This is a genomic window from Microbacterium fluminis (assembly GCF_051549805.1).
Classification (GTDB): domain Bacteria; phylum Actinomycetota; class Actinomycetes; order Actinomycetales; family Microbacteriaceae; genus Microbacterium.
The window spans coordinates 484,449-502,241 of the sequence record NZ_CP196042.1; the positions used below are offsets into that span (position 1 = coordinate 484,449).

Here is a 17,793-nt window from a genome sequence, read left to right on the forward strand (position 1 = left end):
GTATCCCTTTCAGATTCGAGGCGTATCAGAGGGTCGCGAAGGCGCGCTGGATGGTGGTGGCGGACGGAGCGAGGAAGCCGAACTTGCGCTTCACCGCACCGACCGAGCTCGACAGGCTGCCGAAGCTCGTGAGGCTGTTGGTCACCGTCGGGTTGACCAGGGTGGCGAGGGCTGCGTCGTACTTGGCGTCACCGGGGGTGATGCGGGCGTACTCCACGACCAGGAAGGTGTCGCGGCCGAAGGCGCCGTCCGAGTAGTAGGCCTGGTTCGGAACCAGGTTCGGAGCGGTGCCCGTGAAGGCGGCCTGGCCGGCGACGGCGGAGCCGAAGGCGAGGCCGGCGCCGGTCGTGGTGTTCACGCCCGTCGCACCGTTGGCCTGCGCGACCCAGCTCGCTGCGCTGAACGGGATGATCTCGTCGGCGCCGAGCACGGAGCCGTCGTTCTCGGGGGTGGTGCCGTTCGCGTCGGTGACGCACGCGCCGAGGCTCGACACGCCGATCGCGGAGAGGAAGAACGAGCGCGTGCCCGATCCGCTCTGCGGGATGCGCGGCTTGACCGTCACGCCGCCCACCGACGTCAGGGTGCACTCGTAGATGCCCTTGAGCTGAGCCGCGGTGAGGTTCGCCCACGCGGCGGCGCCGCCCTTGTACGCGAATCCGACGGCGTCACGCGCGTAGGGCACGTAGGCCAGGAGTCCGTTGGCGTTGGCGTTGGCGCCCGGGCCGCTCGAGGAGCGGGCGATGTCGACCGAGCCGGTGATGGCGCGAGCCGGCACCGCGGGGTTTCCGGTGTAGTTCGCCCCCGTGATCGACGCGCGAAGGGCGTTGACCCCGGCGCCGGAGCCCGACGGACGACCGAAGAAGACACCCGCGGTCTTCGTCTGGATCGCCGCGGAGCCGAAGGCGTCGAAGTTGCCGAGCGTTGCGTTGTTGGCAGTGAGCACCTTCACCTGCGGGCCCGACACGGTGGTGCCGTTGGTGATGGCGTTCAGCGAGTCCTGCAGGGTGTCCGATCCCACGAGCGCGTAGCTGTTGGAGACGGGCTCCGCCGAGGCGGAGGTTGCCACACCGATGCCGGCGATGGCGATTCCACAAGCCGCCCCGAGGGCGACCAGCTTCTTGAGCTTCAACTCAATACCTTTCGTTGTCTTTCCTGGATGGATGTTCAGTTGCGAGGGAGGTGGAGATGGGTCGGGGGGACGGCGACGGACACGTCATACGCGTCGACGTCGGGTGACGAGCGGAACGGCGACTGCGGCGGCGGCGCCACCGAGCAGACTCAGCGGCAGCACGGCAGCCATCGGTCCGACGAAGGGATCGTCCGGCGTCGTGCCGCCGGCGAGGGCGGCCGCCGGGGCACCGCTGGCCACGGGTGCCGCAGCGGATTGCGCCGCCGAGGCCGGGGCGGCGGCCGCGCTGCTCTGGTTGCGGGTCGTGGTCGAGACGACGCCCCCGGGGAAGGACTGGCCGTCGGACTGCGGAGAAGTGACCGGTCGACCGGTGTTCCCGGACTCGATGTCGTTCGCCGCCGCGACCGCGAGATCGCGCCAACCGCTGGGCAGGGGGGCATAGCCTTCCGGCAGCTGGCCGAGCGCGGTGCCGGGTTCCTGGCCCTTGACCGCCGCGAACCGGATGAATGCCGCGTAACTCGCCCGGAGCGTCGCATCGGTCATCTTCGGATTCGCGGCCGCATAGACGGGCATCGTGAGCGGGTACGCGCCGGCGGCGGACTTCGCGCCGGCCGACGTCGGGTCGAAGCCGTAGATCTGGCCCTGCGTCGGGTCGGCGGTCATGACGGCCGCCGCGGCGGTCATGGAATCGCGCGTCGCGGTGACGAACTCTCCGGCGGGGTTCTGGAGCGCGGCTGTCACGACCTGATAGCGGGCCGACGAGGCCGCATCCGTGATGGCGATCACGCGCTGCATGCCGGGGAGGGCTCTCGGAGCCTTGCCGTACTTCGGAGGTGTCCCCTGCGGGTCCCAGCTCCCGAGGATGAGACCGTCCCCACGGAGGGTGTCGTAGGCGCCGGTGTCGAGATCGGTGACGTACGGCCTGCGCGTCACCAGGTTGATCGGACCGGCGTTGTTCGAGACGTACTCGACCGGATCCGCCTTCGGGAAGTCCTCACGCGGAAGTGAGAGTGCGGTGCCCGTCTTGTTGACCTTGTCGTCGGTCGCGCTCCACGGGTTCACCGTCATACCCCACGGATCCGGCTTGCCATTGAGGAAGTCGCGCGCGCTCGGGTCGCTGAGGACGTACTGCCACACGGCCCAGGCCGCGTCCGATCGTCCGAGAGGCGACAGCGCGTCCGCCACGGATTCACCGGCGATCGCCTGGTGCTGCCACTCGGGGTCGTTGATCTGGAGGAAGTCCGGATCGAAGGTCAGTGTCCGTGGATTCTTACCGAGGTGACTGCGATCGGCTAGTTGCGGGAGCGAGTCCAAATACGAGTAGGTGAGGAGCTTCGCGACCAGCCTCGGCGTGAGCTTCATCGCGGTGAAGGGCAATCCGGAGCGCCCGCTGACGTCGGCGGGAACCGATCCATCGAGCTTCGGGCTGCGATCGATGGCGAACGAGAAGGTCGCCCCGGTGATCGCGATCGGCGCGTAGCGCAGGGAGTCGGCACCGAGGTCGGTCGACGCCGCCCGAGACGTCAACGCGAGAGGAGCCGGAGCGGTCGAGTTGGCGGCCCGTACTGCGTCGGACTCCGCACTGGTGATCGCCGAGTAGACGGACCCGCCGGGCTCGTTGCAGACCACCGGCTGCCACGACGCGATCGCCCGACCCACGAGCTCGCTGCCGGCGAGCTGACGTTCCGCGGTGCCCAGCGCGCAGCGGACACCCAGGGGCTTGAACTCGAGCTTGACCGCCAGGCGATGCTTCCAGACATCCCAGAACAGGCCCGACTGCGTGATATGCGTGGAACCGTTGTCGGCGCTTCCTCGCGGGAGGATGACGAGCCAGCACGACTGCCCGCTGACGGTGCCGTCGGTCGCCGTGATCGGCGCACCGCAGCCCAGTCCCTTCGACTGCATGGCGGTCTGCAGTTCCATCTTCACCGAACCGGTTCCGTCCGCTCCCGATCCGGCCCACGGCACCATGTTGGTGGTGTCCTTCGTGAAGTACTGATGCGTGTTGACGTCCGAGCCTTCGATCTTCTTCCCGTCGACGACGTTCGCGATGGGATCGCCCTGCACGGGCTTGAAGGGAATCGAGGTGTAGGTGCTCAGCGCGAACCCGTCCCCCCATCGGGTGAACGGCCGATCCTGGGTCGCGACGTCCTTGTCGGCGCTGCGATCGCTGTCGCGACTGCTTCCGGGATTGGCGAGCCCGCCGTACTGGCAGGTCGTGCGATCCGGCATCCCGGGGTTGGCGGGGTCATCCCCCCAGCACTGGAAGATCTGGAGGAAGTTCGTTCCGCCGATCTGATCGTTGGGAACAGTCGACTGCTTGGCGCCCTCCCAGTTGAGGACGATGCCCTGGGCCTCGAGTCCCCGAGTCTGCGACACCGTCACCTTCAGGTCGGGGAAAGGTGCGTTCACGGCATCCGAGTCCTGCACTCGCGCCGAGACGGTCTGCGCCGACGAATCGTCGGCATGAGCCGCCGAAAGCGAGAAGGACACGGCACCCGCCGACACCATGCCGGCGACGACGACGCCGATCGCGATCGACGACATCGACGCGCGCAGCGCGCCTCGTCGCGTTCGAGAAACCAAGGTGCTCCCCCAGAGATTCATGTGGTTCTCCCACTGACGATGTCAAGGTACGGTCGCGCGATGAACGGCCGCACGCGTTCTGGTGTCGGCGATGAGATGAATCGCGACACAAGGGATGTACGACGGGTGAACGCGGAAAATGCCAGATGAGAGGGAGTAAAACTCCCCGCCCGGCAGGTTCGATGTCAGCCTCGCTTGTCGCGCCTCAGCGCGCGAACGAGGAAGGGAGGCGCAAGCGTCGCGGCGATCAGGAGCACTCCGGCCACGAGCATCAAGGTCTGAGCGGTGCCCCATCCGTCCTGCGCGAGGGAGAAGGGAGAGGAGACCGCCGCCGCACCGCTCGAACCCGAACCCGAGACGAGGTTGCCGTTCGCGTCGTACACCGCGTCGGAGGCGCCGGTCGCGGCACCGGCCGCTGCGCCGGTCGCTGCAGCGTCCGTCGTCCCGGCGCCGCCGCCGGTAGCTCCCGAACCGCCTCCGGCGACACCGCCGTTTCCTGTGGCCGGCGTCTCGGCGGGGGCTCCGCCCGTGCCCGCAAGGCACTGTGTGGGCCCCTGCCGGTCGCAGTCGGGCGGGTTCGGCGCAGTCGCTGCGAGCTGATTGCTGGACTCGGAGTCGCCCGGTTTGAAGGTGGGGTTGTTGCACTTGTTCAGGTCGACTTCCCCCGCGCTGCCCGGTATCTGTGCGATGACCGCGGATGCCGCGCGCACGAGATTCATCGGAAGCGGGGAATAGCCGAGAGTGGCGGCCTTCTGCTGCCCTTCGCAGATCATGTAGCTCGCGAACACGCTCAGAGCCGTTCCCTTCGACGTCGAGAGCGTCGTCGTGGTCTGGAGCGGCACGATCAGGTACGAGTAGCTCGACATCGGGTACGAGCGGGGATCTCCGCTGTTGTAAACGTCGTCGAGGTTCTGCGTGAGGTCGCCGTTGATCTTCGCGTTCATGAGCGCCACGGCGACGGACTGGTAGGTCGGCTCGACGTAGTAGCCGCTCTTGTTGAGCACTTTCGCCACCGGGAACCCCGCCTTCACCGCGTAGGAATACTCCGCGTACGTGATCGCGCCCTCGCCGTAGTCCTGGGAGACGTACGCGGAGACGCCGTCGGATCCCTTCTGCCCCTTGAACGCCGGAGTCACCGCGGGGAACTGCGACCGCATGCCGTAGGTCCAGATCGACGGGAACTGCTTCGACATCCACAGGGTGAACTGCGCACTGGTCCCCGAGCCGTCGGAGCGGTACACCGGTGTGATCGCCCGGTCCGGCATGGCAAGGGCAGGGTTGTCCGTGGCGATCGCCGGGTCGTTCCACTTCGTGATGGCACCGGTGAAGATCTTGGCGATCGTCTCCCCGGACAGGCGCAGGTTCGTCACCCGCTTGCCGCCGATCTTGAGGTTGTACATCAGCGACGTCCCGCCCGCGACGATCGGCATGTAGGCGAACTTGACGGGCGAGACCTCGGGAGGCGAGTTGTCCTCGGGCTGGAGCTGGAACGGGATCTCGCTGATGGCGAAGTCGACCTGCTGCTTGATGAAGTCCGACCGACCGACGGTCGATCCTTCGGCGCGGTAGTTGACCGTCATTCCGTAGTTCTGACCCACGTCCTTGCGCCATTGCGACAAGGCGTTCTCCGACCAGGTCGACCCGGATCCGCTGATCGGATCGTAGGTGGCAGCCTGTGCAGGCGTCGATCCCAGACCCACGAGGGTCAGGACGAGCGCCACGGCGGCGTAGCGATATGTGCGAGTTCGGGCGTTCACGACCGGGTCTCCTCGGTTGGGGCGATGTCGCCGGCGAATGTGGTGCGAGCAGTCCGCGCGCGGGATCCCGCGTCGCCACGGCCGCTTCGTGGGGCTCCCGGTGAGCTCATCGCCTCGATGCGACGCAGGTCCCGCTCGGAGGCCGTCTTCACCCCGCGACGTTGACGGTCGCTCAGTTGTCCCGCACCCGTTCCGCCGATCACCCGGGCGATGATGAACAGCACCAGAACGAGGATCACGAGTGTCGCCGCGGCGCCGAAGCCTCGGGCGATCATGGTCGGCTCCGGCGACCGGACGAACTCGAAGACCTGCAGCGGCAACGAGATCATCGGCCCGGAGAACGGGTTGAGGTTCATCTCGGCCGTGACGCCGGAGGTGAGCAGGACGGGAGACGTCTCGCCGATTCCACGCGCGGTTCCCAGGATGACCGCAGTGACGAGCCCCGAGCGCGAGGTCGGAAGAACGACGTTCCACACGGTGCGCCACCGGGTCGTGCCGAGAGCATAGGACGCTTCGCGAAGGTTGTTCGGAACGAGCCGGAGAACGACATCCGATGCGCGGATGATGATCGGGAGCATCATCACACTGATCGCGAGCGACGCGGCGAATCCCGACCGCTCATGCGTGACGAGGGTCACGAATGCCGCATAGATGAACAGACCCGCGACGATCGACGGGAGGGCGGTCATCGCATCGGAGATGGTGCGGACGAAGCGCGCGAAGGGCCCGCCGATCTCGTTGAGGAAGACCGCGGTGGTGACTCCGAGCGGGATGGTGATCGCCAACGCGATCCCGATCTGGATGAGTGTGCCCACGATGGCGTGGGAGATGCCACCGACGGTGAGCGGGTCGAGCGGGCCGGCGAGCTTCATCGTCTCCACGAAGAAGTTCGGGTTCACAAGAGCGGGGATGCCGCGGAAGAGGGTGAATCCCAGCACGAAAGCGAGTGCGCTCAGCAGCAATGCGCCGGCCGAATAGAACAGGGCGGTCATGATCCGCTCGCTCACCGTCAAGCGGTCGGCGCGCAGCGAAGACAGCACCGCGTAGATTCCGAGGAAGGCGATGAAGGAGATCACGAACCAGCCGATCAGGCCGGTCATCGGGGTCAACCATCCGAACAGCAGTGTGGCGATGGCGAGCCCCGCGGCAAGAGCGCCGAGCACGTTGAACTTGTCGTCGAGCGGGACGCTGCGGACGTCTCGTCGCACCCCGGTTTCCGCTGTCCGGCTCGGGATCTCCGTGCGTCGGCGTCCGTCAGGCGCTTCGGATCGGGTCTCGGCCGGAGCTTCGAGGATCGTCATCAGTTGCTCTCCGCTCCCGATCGACTCCGCGCGACGATCGTCGACGCCGTGAAGTTCACGATCAGCGTGATGATGAAGAGCACCAGTCCCGCGGCCATGAGGGCTGAGAGGCCGAACTGGCTGGCCTCGCCGTACCGCAGAGCGATGAGGGCGGACACCGAGTTGGTGCCGGTCTTGAGGACCTGCCAGTTGATCGTGAAGATCGGCGAGATGATCATCACCACGGCGATGGTCTCGCCGAGCGCACGGCCGAGCGCGAGCATCGTGCCGCCGATGATGCCACCTCGCCCGAAGGGGAGGACGACCGTGCGGATCATGCCCCACCGCGTCGACCCGAGCGCAAGCGCCCCCTCCCGCTCGCCGAGCGGGGCCTGGGAGAACGCCTCCCGCATGATCGAGGTCTGCGTCGGGACCACCATGAGAGCGACGACGATTCCCGCGATGAACGCGGACGAGGTGAACGCGCCGGCGTCGGTGATCGGCTGCCCGTTCTGATCGGTGACGGCGAAGATCGGAATGGCGTTGAAGTACGTCGAGATCCAGGTGGCGATGGGAATCACACCCGCCTGGAGGAAGAAGACTCCCCACAGCCCGAACACGACGCTGGGCACGGCGGCCATCAGGTCGACGAGGGAGATCAGGAACGAACGGATGCGGGCCGGGACCACCTCGCTGATGAGCAGCGCCGTGCCGAGCGAGAGGGGAAGGGCGATCGAGAGGGCGATCAGCGCGATCGTGACCGTGCCGAAGAGCACCGCGGCGATCCCGAAGGTCCCGGTCTCGGGAGACCATTCCTGTGTCCAGAGGAACGCGGGCCCGGCGCTGATGAGGGCTTCGCCCGCCCGGCCGGAGAGGAACACGCCGACGGCCAGCATCGTCGTGACGGTGACCGCGCCACCGGCGTAGCAGATCGTGCGGAACACCCGGTCGGACAGGACCGGCCGGGACTTCAGGAGCCGCGGCTTCGGTGCCGTCGCTCCGGGAGACGAGGTGAGCACCTCCGTCACGGAGTCGTTCATGTCACCTCCGTGACGGATCGGTTCAGGTCACCAGGTGACGGGGCGCGGCGCGGTGTGCGGCGATCGGGTGCCGCCACATGCAGCGGAGGCGCCGTGCGCCACCCGCGGAGAAAGGATGACCCGCGAAGGTGAACGAGGATCACTCGATGAATGTCCTAGGAATGACGGACTGACGTTCAAGATGTGACGGGTACGAGAACGCCTCGCCACCCTCACGGAACGGGGGTCGACGAGCCCGTCGGCAGCGGCGTCGGACCGCCCGTCGGCGTCGCCGTCGGCTGCATCGGCGGATGCGTCGGTGTGCGGGGAACCGACAGGATCACCGTGCTCCCGACGCGCGAGACCACCCCCGGAGCGGGCGACGAGGTGGCCACGAAGCCGGGGGTGCCGTCCATCACCTCGGTGATGTGCGACGGGAACCCGGCCGCTGTGAGAATGGCGGCCGCCTCGGCAGCGGAGAGCCCGACGACCGGCGGCACCGCATTGTCTCCGCTCGCGGCGCGCACGGCGACCGTCCGCCCGAGCAGCGCCCACTGGCCGGCCACCGGGCTCGTGCCGAGCACGGTGTCGCCCACCGACGGGGAGTTCTCCTTGGTCACCTCGCCGAGGAGGAGCCCCACCCGCTCCAGGGCGGCCCGCGCCTCGACCACCGTCATCCCGGTCACCTCCGGCACCTGCGCGGACGGGGCGGTGGTCTCGGTCGGCGCCGGAGGGGTCGCGGTGGGCGCCGGCGACACCGAGATCGATGCAGACGCGGATGCCTCGGGGGCCGAGGTCGTGTTCGCCGCCATCGCCGACACACCGACCACTGTCGCGATCACGGCCACCACGACGGCGCCGATCGCCCACGCCTGCCATCCGCCGCCGGATCCGCCGCTCTCCGCGGGCGGTCGCGCGAAGGGCACGTCCGGCGTGGGGGCATCGGCTCCCACCGTCGTGCGGTAGACGCGCGTCACTCTCGTCGCCTCCGCAGCGACACCCGAGAGCCCCGCGACTGCCTGGTCGGCCGCGGGAGCGCGCAGCGGAAGGGCGGCATCGACGAGAGCGGCGCGCATGGCCGCAGCATCCGCGTACCGGTCCTCGGGGCGTTTCAGCATCGCCGTCGTGACGACTCGGTCGATGCCGCGCGGCAGCCCCTTGCGGCTGGCCGACGGAACCGGCGGCGGGGCCGACAGGTGGGCGCGCACCACGGCGGCCGTGTCGCCGAGGAACGGCGGTCGCCCCGTGAGGGCGAAATGCAGCGTCGCCCCCACCTGGTAGAGGTCGCTGGCCTCGCGCACCGCCGCGGCCGACAGCTGCTCGGGCGACGCGTACGGCACGCTCGCCACGACACCCGCCGGTGCGGTCGCCGCGGTGCTGAGCAGCGCGTCGGCGCCGACCGTCGAACGCCCCGGGATGTCGGCGAGACCGAAATCGAGCAGACGGATGCTGCACCCGAACGCCTCGGGATCGAAAGGCGCGTCGACCGACGACGCCAGAAGGTCGGGGTCGAGCATGACGTTCGCCGGAGTCACGTCCCGGTGCACGACCCCACCGGCATGTGCGGCGGCGAGCGCATCCAGCACCGCAGAGGTGAGGGCGACGGCCGCGGCGACCGCAAGAGGCCCACTCGCGCGCACGTGCTCGGCGAGACTCACCCCGCGCACCGGCTCCATCGAGATCCAGACGATCGGCGGATCGACGTCCTCGACCCCGGCGTCGTAGACCTCCGCGAGGCCCGGGTGGGCGATCGACTGCGCCGCGTGGACCTCCTCGAAGAAGGCATCCCACACCGATCGCTCCCCCGCGAGGTGGGGATGCAGCAGCTTGAGCGCGACCGGTCGGCCGTCGACGGTGTCCTCGGCGTCGAAGACCGACGCCGTGCCGCCACTGCCGAGCAGCCCACGGATGCGGAATCTCCCGGCCACCAGTCCTTCGGTCATACGGCGTACTCGGGCGTCGCCGGCTCCACCGGGTCCTCTCCCGCCGCCGCCGCGTCCGCCAGCTGCGCCAGCAGACGCAGCGCGAGCGCCCCGGCGTTGAGCGCCGTCGAGCGATTCTCGTACCGGCGCGCGCCCATCATCGCCAGCTCGCCGTCTCGGGTCACGAACCATCCGGTGCTTCGGATGCGCGGACCCGGTGCGGCATGCACCACCAAGCTCCGCACTTCACGGAGCAGCGGCGTGATGTCCGCGTGGGCGTCTCGCTCGGAGGCGAAGAGGCGGCACCCGCGCGCGATCTCGCGACGGTTGTCGCTCACCAGGCGCCAGGCCACGACGGGACCCGACGGAAGAGGCTGGACGGCCGGCATCCGCACCGTCGCCGATCCGGCGTAGCCGGACGCGACCTCCGCCACCGTGTGCAGCCAATCGACGGCGGCTCGCTGCTCGGCGGTGGGAAAGCGGGCATACAGAAACCGCGCGGTCACAGCATCCCCTTTCGCGGCGCCGGGAATCGGGAACAGGGGCGCGAGGGGAAGCGTCCCGCTTGCAGGTTCCCGCAGGGGGACGGCGGGGTGAACGGCGGGCATCGCGCCGCCCTCCTACGCATGAATCGGTGTGGGGCGCGGACGCGGCGGCCCGCTAGCATCCATCCATGGATGCCGCGATGGACGGATGGTCGGAGTTCAACGTCGCGATGATGGGCGCCACCGCGGCTCTCGCAGGCCTGCTCATCGTCGCGGCGAGCGTGAACATCGGCGAGATCATCAAGTCGCCGGCGATCTCCTCGCGCCTCGCGGCCGGACTCGCGGGCCTGGTGCTCGCCATCGTCGCGTCAGGGATCGGGTTGGTGCCCGGTCTGCCCCTCGCGGCGTACGCCACGGCGACCGTACTGCTCGCCCTCGTGGCCGCCCTGATCTCGGTGATGGCCACGCGCCGTATCTACCAGAATCGCGACCCTGCGAATCGCGCCAAGGTGGTCAAGTCGGTGGTGGGCTTCATCACGCCGGGCTGCTATCTCGTCGGCGGAATCCTCGTGGTCGCCGGCCTCCCGATCGGCCTGATGTGGTTCGCGGCCGGAGCGCTGGCCGCGATCGTCGCGGGCATCCTGATCTCCTGGGTGGCGCTGGTAGAGGTGCTGCGCTAGCTCGCGGGTCAGCCGGGGGCGATCGGCGGCAGGTCGCCGGCGGGCGGTCGGCGCAGGCGGATCGTGCCGCCGGTGGCCGCCAGCCAGCATCCGAGGATCACCAGCGGGAAGCCGACGAGGAGGCCGACCGTCACCTCCTCGCCGAGGATGATCGCGCCCAGGGCGATCGCCACCACGGGATTGACGTACGTGAACAGCGGGGCGCGGGCGGGACCGACGTGGTCGATGAGGGCGAAGAACGTGATGAACGCGACGGCGGTGCAGATCACGCCGAGGAGCACGAGAGCGGTCGTACTGCCGAGCGTCGGTACCTGATGCTGGGTCAGCAGTCCGATCGGCAGGTAGAACAGGCCCACCGCCGCCAGCGCCAGGGTGATCGAGCCGAGGGAGGGCACATCCTTGAGCTTGGTGGCGATGATGAACGGCGCGATCGCATAGCAGATCGCCACGAGCATGAGCTCGCCGATCGCGAGGAGCGCGCCCGGCCCGCCCACCGCGAGCCCAGGGCCGGCGACGATGATCGCGACGCCGCCGAAGCCGACGACGAGCCCGATCGCCCGGGACGGCCGCAACACCGAGCGATCGCCGCGGGTGAAGGCGATGATCGCCGCGAACAGCGGAACGGTCGCGACGAGGAGCCCCGTGAGCCCGGAGGGGAGCGTCTGCTCGGCGTGTCCGAGCAGCAGGAACGGGCCGGCGATCTCGATCGCCGCGAAGGCGAGCACCCAGCCGATCTTGCGCCAGGCGGGGCGCAGCGCCTTCTGCCGCAGCGCGAAGGGCAGCAGGAGCAGTGCGCCGATGAGCGTGCGGCCGGCCACGATCGAGGCCGGCGAGTAGGAGTCGACCGCCTGCTTGATGAACAGGTAGGGCAGTCCCCAGATGAGCGACATCGCCGCGAACAGCAGCCACCCGCGCGTGCCGAAGCGCTGCACGGCCGCGACCATCAGATCGACCGCCGGCCCTCGAAGGCGCGGCCGAGGGTGACCTCGTCGGCGTACTCCAGGTCTCCGCCGACCGGCAGCCCGGAGGCGAGTCGGGTCACCGCCACCTCGAGGGTGTGCAGCAGTCGGCTGAGGTAGGTGGCCGTCGCCTCCCCCTCGAGGTTGGGGTTGGTGGCGAGGATGACCTCCTGCACCGTGCCGTCGGCCAGCCGCTGCATCAGCTCGCGGATGCGCAGATCGTCGGGGCCGATGCCCGCGATCGGGCTGATCGAGCCGCCCAGCACGTGGTAGAGCCCGCGGAACTCGCGCGTGCGCTCGATGGCCGCGACATCCTTCGCGTCCTCCACCACGCAGATCAGCGTCTCGTTGCGACGCGGGTCGCGGCAGATCGCGCAGCGATCCTGTTCGGAGACGTTGCCGCACACCTCGCAGAACCTGACCTTCTCGCGCACCTCGCCGAGCAGCTCGGCCAGTCGCGACACGTCGAAGGATGGGGTCTGGAGGATGTGGAAGGTGATGCGCTGCGCGGACTTCGGGCCGATGCCCGGCAGCCGCCCGAACTCGTCGATCAGGTCTTGGACGATGCCGTCGTACATGGCCTAGCTGAACCTCGTCGGCGCCTGGTACGGCTCTTCGCGCACGAACGTCGCGCCGAGCACCTGTCGCACGACCGCCTCGCCGTAGCGCTGGATGCCGCCTGCCGGAGCGCTGCGTTCGGCCAGCCGCGGCGCCACGACGGGCGGCACGGGCGCGTCGACGGGCAGATCCAGGTCGGCATCGTCGTCGGCGTCGTCGTCGGCGTCGCGCGCGGGCGCGATCTGGGTCGCCGGGAGCACCTCCCCCTCAGCAGGCTGCGGAACGGGGCGGACGGCGGATGCCGCGTCTTCGGGTTCGTCGTCGACCGCGAGCTGACCGACGGCGGTCGGGGCGGGCGATGTCGCTCCCCCGCCGGCGGCCGGGGCGTCGGTCGGGATCGCCGCGACGGCCCACTCGGTGACGGAGGCCGGTGCCGAGGCGCGGCTGACCGTGCGCGCGGGCGCGGGACCCGCGCCGGGGCCCGGATCGTAGGGATCGTCGGGGTCGTCGGGCGGCGGCGCGTCGGGCCCCGGCGGGGGCCCCGGATCGGCGTCGTGCCGGGCGATGTACTTGACACGGATGCCGAGCACGCCCTGGATCGCCTGCCGCAGGTCTTCGCTGGGCCCCTTGCCCGCCGCGAGCTGCTTGAACTTCGCCACGTCGGACTGCGCCTGGAACGCGAGAGTGAGCACGTCGTCGGCGAAGGCGAGGATGCGGGCGTTGCTCGCGATCAGCCACGAGGAGCGGCTGAGGGTCTCGAGACGGCCGAGCACCTCGGGCCACGCGTCGCGCAGTCGCTGCACGGTGACCGGGGCGGCAGGCGCGGCTTCGACGGGCGCAGCGACCGGAGGCGAAGGCTCCTCGACCGCGGGTGCGACGGGTGCGGCGACCGAGGCTGCGATCGGCGCGGCGGCCTCGGAAGGTCGGGGCGTTTCGTCTCGCTTCGCTCGCTCGACGACCGGGGAGGCAACGGCCGCCGGCGCTGAGGTGTGGGCGAGCACGCGGGCGACCATGAGCTCGAGCTGCAGACGCGGCGAGGTGGCGCCGGTCATCTCGTCGAGGGTGCCGATCACGAGGTCGGCGGTGCGCGACAGCCGCTCCGATCCGAAGACGGCGGCCTGGCGCGACATCCGCTCCAGCTCGTCGCTCGGCACACCGCGCAGCACTGCGGAGGCGCCCTGTCCGGTGGCGGCGATCACGATGAGGTCGCGGAGGCGCTCGAGCAGGTCGTCGACGAAGCGCCGCGGATCTTGACCGGTCTGCACCACGCGGTCGACGGCCGCGAACGCGCCCGCGGCCTCGCCCGCGCCGAACGCGTCGACCACCTCGTCGAGCAGCTCGGCGTGCGTGTAGCCCAGCAGGGACACGGCGCGCGCGTACTGCACGTGGTCGCCCTCGGAGCCGGCGATCAGCTGGTCGAGCAGCGACAACGTGTCGCGCGGCGATCCACCGCCGGCGCGCACCACGAGCGGCAGCACGCCGGGCTCGACAGCCACGCCCTCGGACTCGCACAGGCTCTGGACGTACTCGAGCATGGCCGCCGGCGGGACCAGCCGGAACGGATAGTGGTGCGTGCGCGAGCGGATCGTGCCGATGACCTTCTCGGGCTCGGTCGTGGCGAAGATGAACTTGACGTGGTCGGGGGGCTCTTCGACGAGCTTGAGCAGCGCGTTGAAGCCCTGCGGGGTGACCATGTGCGCCTCGTCGAGGATGAAGATCTTGAACCGGTCGCGTGCGGGGGCGAAGATGGCCCGCTCGCGCAGGTCGCGCGCGTCGTCGACGCCATTGTGGGATGCCGCATCGATCTCGACCACATCGAGCGACCCGCCGCCGCCGCGGCCGAGCTCGATGCAGCTGTCGCACGTTCCGCACGGGGTGTCGGTGGGCCCCGCGGCGCAGTTGAGGCAGCGGGCGAGGATGCGCGCGGACGTGGTCTTGCCGCACCCGCGCGGACCGGAGAACAGGTAGGCGTGCCCGACGCGGTCACCGCGCAGCGCGGTCATCAGCGGGTCGGTCACCTGTGCCTGCCCGATCATCTCGCCGAACGCCTCGGGGCGGTAGCGGCGGTAGAGGGCGGTGGTCACCGGACCACTCTAGGCGGTGGCACAGACATCGGCTCGGGCCTCAGGCATCCACCGGCGCCGGCTGGTCGTCGAGGTCCGCCTCCGAGCCGAGGACCGGGATGGTCGTGGTCAGGGTAGGCACCGATGCCGACAGGAGCGTGCCGTCGTCGCGCCGCGACTGCGACACCTGCCGCAGCGACGGACGACCCGGGATCACCGGACCCTGGCCCTCCAGCGGCACCGTGACCGTCTCGCCGCCGGCCACGCGATGCGCCGTGCCGCGCACTGTGAACTCGACCGCCTCCTCACCCGTGGCGCGCACCGTGAGGGCGTCGCGGGTGACCGAGACGTCGAGCCGCGTGCCGTGCCAGTGCAGCACGAACGTCAGCTCGGGCCAGTCGACCGGCAGGCGCGGGTCGAACGACAGGTCGCCGAAGTGGTCGCGCATCCCGCCGAAGCCCGAGACCAGCGCGGTCCAGACGCCGCCGGCAGAGGCGACGTGCACGCCGTCGGAGGCGTTGTGGTGCAGATCGGCGAGGTCGACGAACAGCGACTCCTCGAAGTAGTCACGGGCGAGGTCCTGGTAGCCCACCTCGGCGGCGAGGATCGACTGCACGACGGCCGACAGGGTGGAGTCGCCCGTGGTCAGCGGGTCGTAGTACTCGAAGTCGGCGAGCTTCTCCTCGGCCGAGAAATGGTTGCCCTGCAGGAACAGGGCGAGCACGACATCCGCCTGCTTCAGCACCTGGTAGCGGTAGATCACGAGCGGGTGGAAGTGCAGCAGCAGCGGGCGCTGCTCGGCCGGCGTGTTCTCGAGGTCCCAGACCTCCTTCTCGAGGAAGACCGCGTCCTGCGGATGGATGCCGAGCGCTTCGCTGTACGGGATGCTGAGCGCCTCCACGGCGCGCTCCCAGCCGTCCGCCTCGGACGGGTCGAGCCCGAGCCGGTCGACCATCAGGCGGTAGGCCTCGGGAGCGTCCTGCTCCATGTCGCGCACCGTGCGCGCCGCGAACCGGAGGTTGAAGCGCGCCATCACGTTCGTGAACAGGTTGTCGTTGACGACCGTGGTGTACTCGTCGGGACCGGTGACGCCGTGGATGTGGAACTCGTCGCCCTCGCCGTCGATCACCCCGTCGACCGAGCGCCAGAATCCCAGCGTGGTCCACAGCCGCGCGGTCTCCACCGCGATGTCGACCCCCTCGCGATAGAGGAAGTCGACGTCGTCGGTGGCGCGCACGTACTTCGCCAGCGCGAAGCTCACGTCGGCGTTGATGTGGTACTGCGCCGTGCCGGCGGCGTAGTAGGCGGATGCCTCCTCCCCGTTGATCGTCCGCCACGGGAACAGCACCCCCGCCTCGTTCAGCTGATGCGCGCGCCGACGGGCGGCGGGCAGCATGTTGTAGCGCATCCGCATCGCGTTGCGCGCCCAGAGCGGCGTCGTGTACGCCAGGAACGGGAGCACGTAGATCTCGGTGTCCCAGAAGTAGTGGCCGCTGTAGCCCGACCCGGTGACGCCCTTGGCGGGCACCCCCTGGCCGTCGGCGCGCGCCGCGGCCTGCGCGAGCTGGAAAAGGCACCAGCGGGTGGCCTGCTGCAGGTCGTCGTGTCCGGCGATGCGCACGTCCGAGCGCGCCCAGAAGTCGTCCAGCCACGCCCGCTGTCGGGCGAACTGGCGCTCGACGCCCTCGATACGGGCGCGATCGAGCGTGCGCCGGCATCGGTCGACCAGCTCTCGCGCGGGGACGCCGCGGGAGGTGTGGTAGCTGACCAGCTTGGTGACCTTGATCGGCACACCGGCCTTGGCCTGCACGCGGAAGACGTTCTTGGCGATGTCCGGCTCGATCAGCCGACGGGGGTCGAAGTCGTTCTCGGTCTCGACGATGTGGTCGGCGACGACGGCCAGCGTCATTCCCGAATCGGACGCGCGGTAGCTGAGGGCCGAGCGCACGCCGTCCTGCCAGAACTCCTCCGGCTGCAGCACGCGGTCGGCGATCCGCTCCGCCTTGCGCGGGTCGAAGGCGGCGCCCTTGTGCGCCTTCGGCGTGCCGCCGTAGACGTCTTCGCCGTCCTGCCTGTTCACGATCTGGCAGCTGATGGTCACGGGCGCGTCGGAGTTGAGCACCGTCACCTCGACGCTCATGATCGCGAGGTGCTTCTCCTCGAACGACACCATCCGCTCGAAGTCGATCCGCACGAGCTTGCCCGACGGGGTCTGCCACAGCACGTGCCGGCGGAGCACCCCCTCCCGCATGTCGAGCTCGCGGCGGTACTCGCGCACGTCGTGCACGTCGAGGGCGAGCGGCTCGTCATCGACGAACACGCGCATGACCTTCGCGTCGGGCGCGTTGATGATCGTCTGACCGACCTCGGCGAAGCCGTAGGCCTGCTCGGCATGACGGATCGGGAACGTCTCGTGGAAGCCGTTGAGGAAGGTGCCGTCCTCGTGCGAGTGACGACCCTCGGGGTGGTTTCCCCGCAGTCCCAGGTAGCCGTTGCCGACGGCGAACAGCGTCTCGGTGACGCCGGAATCCTCCATCGAGAAGGCCGACTCGACCAGCTTCCACGGGTCGATCGGAAAACGATCGCGATCCATCATCGGACGAACTCCTCCAGGTCGGACACCACGACGTCGGCTCCGGCGGCGCGCAGCAGGTCGGCGCCCACCCCGCGGTCGACGCCCACCACGAGGGCGAACTCCCCCGCCGCGGCGGACTGCACGCCGCTGAGCGCGTCCTCGACGGCGGCGCTGCGCGCGGGGGCCACCCCCAGCATCCGTGCCGCCTCGACGAACACGTCGGGAGCGGGTTTCGATGCGAGACCGTCGCGCTCGGCGATCACGCCGTCCATCACCACGCCGAAGCGATCGCGGATGCCGGCGACCCGCAGCACCTCTTCGGCGTTCTTCGAGCTCGACACCACCGCGACCGGCACGTCGGCGGCGATCAGCCGGTCGACGAGCGCGAGCGAGCCCGGGTAGGGCGCGATGCCCTCCTCGCGGAGCACCCGCTCGAACACGACGTTCTTGCGGTTGCCGATGCCGCACACCGTGTCGGCGCTCACATCGTCGGACGGATCGCCCCACGGCACCTCGACACCACGGCTGCCCAGCAGGCTCGCGACCCCGTCATAACGCTTCTTGCCGTCGAGATGGTCGAAGTAGTCGCGGTCGCCGTACGCCGGGGTGATCTCCCACGCGGCGAACAGCTCGTCGAACATCGTCTTCCACGCGTGCATGTGCACTTCGGCGGTGGGCGTGAGCACCCCGTCGAGGTCGAACAGCACCGCGTCGTACGAGGCGAGATCGGGCAGGGCGCGCGCGCCGTCCATGGACATTCCCCCAGGGTAGGGGGTGCGG

Annotated in this window: 13 protein-coding genes; 1 reads left to right on the plus strand and 12 read right to left on the minus strand. The window is 69.7% G+C overall.

Annotated elements, in window-relative coordinates:
- Positions 1-25 precede the first annotated feature (25 nt).
- The 7 genes from ACSJDX_RS02205 to ACSJDX_RS02235 form a co-directional block, all read right to left on the minus strand.
- Positions 26-1,129 carry a hypothetical protein gene (locus ACSJDX_RS02205; protein WP_438353960.1) on the minus strand — a complete coding sequence of 368 codons (1,104 nt, stop codon included), beginning with the start codon at positions 1,127-1,129 and terminating at the stop codon, positions 26-28.
- 84 nt (positions 1,130-1,213) lie between these two features.
- Entirely contained in the window at positions 1,214-3,736 is a 2,523-nt protein-coding gene (locus tag ACSJDX_RS02210; RefSeq protein WP_438353961.1) for a hypothetical protein, read from the minus strand.
- Positions 3,737-3,900: 164 nt separating this feature from the next.
- Positions 3,901-5,472, minus strand: a complete 1,572-nt coding sequence (gene pstS / locus ACSJDX_RS02215) for a phosphate ABC transporter substrate-binding protein PstS (RefSeq protein WP_438353962.1) — start codon at positions 5,470-5,472, stop codon at positions 3,901-3,903.
- A complete protein-coding gene (pstA, locus tag ACSJDX_RS02220; protein WP_438353963.1) occupies positions 5,469-6,680 on the minus strand; it encodes a phosphate ABC transporter permease PstA in 1,212 nt (403 codons plus the stop codon). The genes pstS and pstA overlap by 4 nt, the downstream gene beginning before the upstream one ends.
- Positions 6,681-6,772: 92 nt before the next feature.
- Positions 6,773-7,792 carry a phosphate ABC transporter permease subunit PstC gene (gene pstC, locus ACSJDX_RS02225; RefSeq protein WP_438353964.1) on the minus strand — a complete coding sequence of 340 codons (1,020 nt, stop codon included), beginning with the start codon at positions 7,790-7,792 and terminating at the stop codon, positions 6,773-6,775.
- A 212-nt stretch (positions 7,793-8,004) separates the two neighbouring features.
- Positions 8,005-9,714, minus strand: coding sequence for a serine/threonine protein kinase (locus tag ACSJDX_RS02230; RefSeq protein WP_438353965.1), 1,710 nt, complete (start codon positions 9,712-9,714; stop codon positions 8,005-8,007).
- Complete coding sequence (locus ACSJDX_RS02235) at positions 9,711-10,199, minus strand: hypothetical protein (protein ID WP_438353966.1); 489 nt, start codon at positions 10,197-10,199, stop codon at positions 9,711-9,713. The genes ACSJDX_RS02230 and ACSJDX_RS02235 overlap by 4 nt, the downstream gene beginning before the upstream one ends.
- A gap of 167 nt (positions 10,200-10,366) precedes the next feature.
- Here ACSJDX_RS02235 and ACSJDX_RS02240 point away from each other — a divergent pair, with 167 nt between their 5' ends.
- Entirely contained in the window at positions 10,367-10,858 is a 492-nt protein-coding gene (locus ACSJDX_RS02240; RefSeq protein WP_438353967.1) for a hypothetical protein, read from the plus strand.
- Between the two features lie 8 nt (positions 10,859-10,866).
- On the opposite strand, the gene ACSJDX_RS02245 is transcribed toward ACSJDX_RS02240, so the two are convergent.
- The 5 genes from ACSJDX_RS02245 to ACSJDX_RS02265 are packed head-to-tail and all read right to left on the minus strand — an operon-like array spanning position 10,867 to position 17,765.
- The gene (locus ACSJDX_RS02245; protein ID WP_438353968.1) at positions 10,867-11,802 is read right to left on the minus strand and encodes a DMT family transporter; all 936 of its coding nucleotides are present in this window, start codon (positions 11,800-11,802) and stop codon (positions 10,867-10,869) included.
- Entirely contained in the window at positions 11,802-12,395 is a 594-nt protein-coding gene (gene recR, locus ACSJDX_RS02250) for a recombination mediator RecR (protein ID WP_438353969.1), read from the minus strand. Before recR ends, ACSJDX_RS02245 begins: the two co-directional genes overlap by 1 nt.
- 3 nt (positions 12,396-12,398) lie before the next feature.
- A complete protein-coding gene (locus ACSJDX_RS02255) occupies positions 12,399-14,459 on the minus strand; it encodes a DNA polymerase III subunit gamma and tau (RefSeq protein ID WP_438353970.1) in 2,061 nt (686 codons plus the stop codon).
- Positions 14,460-14,499: 40 nt separating this feature from the next.
- Positions 14,500-17,034, minus strand: a complete 2,535-nt coding sequence (locus ACSJDX_RS02260; RefSeq protein ID WP_438353971.1) for a glycoside hydrolase family 65 protein — start codon at positions 17,032-17,034, stop codon at positions 14,500-14,502.
- On the minus strand, positions 17,031-17,765 hold the full coding sequence (locus ACSJDX_RS02265) for an HAD family hydrolase (protein WP_438355034.1): 735 nt from the start codon (positions 17,763-17,765) through the stop codon (positions 17,031-17,033). The genes ACSJDX_RS02260 and ACSJDX_RS02265 overlap by 4 nt, the downstream gene beginning before the upstream one ends.
- Positions 17,766-17,793: the final 28 nt, after the last annotated feature.

What these genes read in the sequence shown, in the direction of transcription:
- ACSJDX_RS02265 (WP_438355034.1), bottom strand. Translation starts at nt 17,765, where the DNA reads ATGGACGGCGCGCGCGCCCTGCCCGATCTCGCCTCGTACGACGCGGTG.
- ACSJDX_RS02210 (WP_438353961.1), bottom strand. Translation starts at nt 3,736, where the DNA reads ATGAATCTCTGGGGGAGCACCTTGGTTTCTCGAACGCGACGAGGCGCG.
- recR (WP_438353969.1), bottom strand. Translation starts at nt 12,395, where the DNA reads ATGTACGACGGCATCGTCCAAGACCTGATCGACGAGTTCGGGCGGCTG.
- pstC (WP_438353964.1), bottom strand. Translation starts at nt 7,792, where the DNA reads ATGAACGACTCCGTGACGGAGGTGCTCACCTCGTCTCCCGGAGCGACG.
- ACSJDX_RS02245 (WP_438353968.1), bottom strand. Translation starts at nt 11,802, where the DNA reads ATGGTCGCGGCCGTGCAGCGCTTCGGCACGCGCGGGTGGCTGCTGTTC.
- ACSJDX_RS02260 (WP_438353971.1), bottom strand. Translation starts at nt 17,034, where the DNA reads ATGATGGATCGCGATCGTTTTCCGATCGACCCGTGGAAGCTGGTCGAG.
- ACSJDX_RS02240 (WP_438353967.1), top strand. Translation starts at nt 10,367, where the DNA reads ATGGATGCCGCGATGGACGGATGGTCGGAGTTCAACGTCGCGATGATG.
- ACSJDX_RS02230 (WP_438353965.1), bottom strand. Translation starts at nt 9,714, where the DNA reads ATGACCGAAGGACTGGTGGCCGGGAGATTCCGCATCCGTGGGCTGCTC.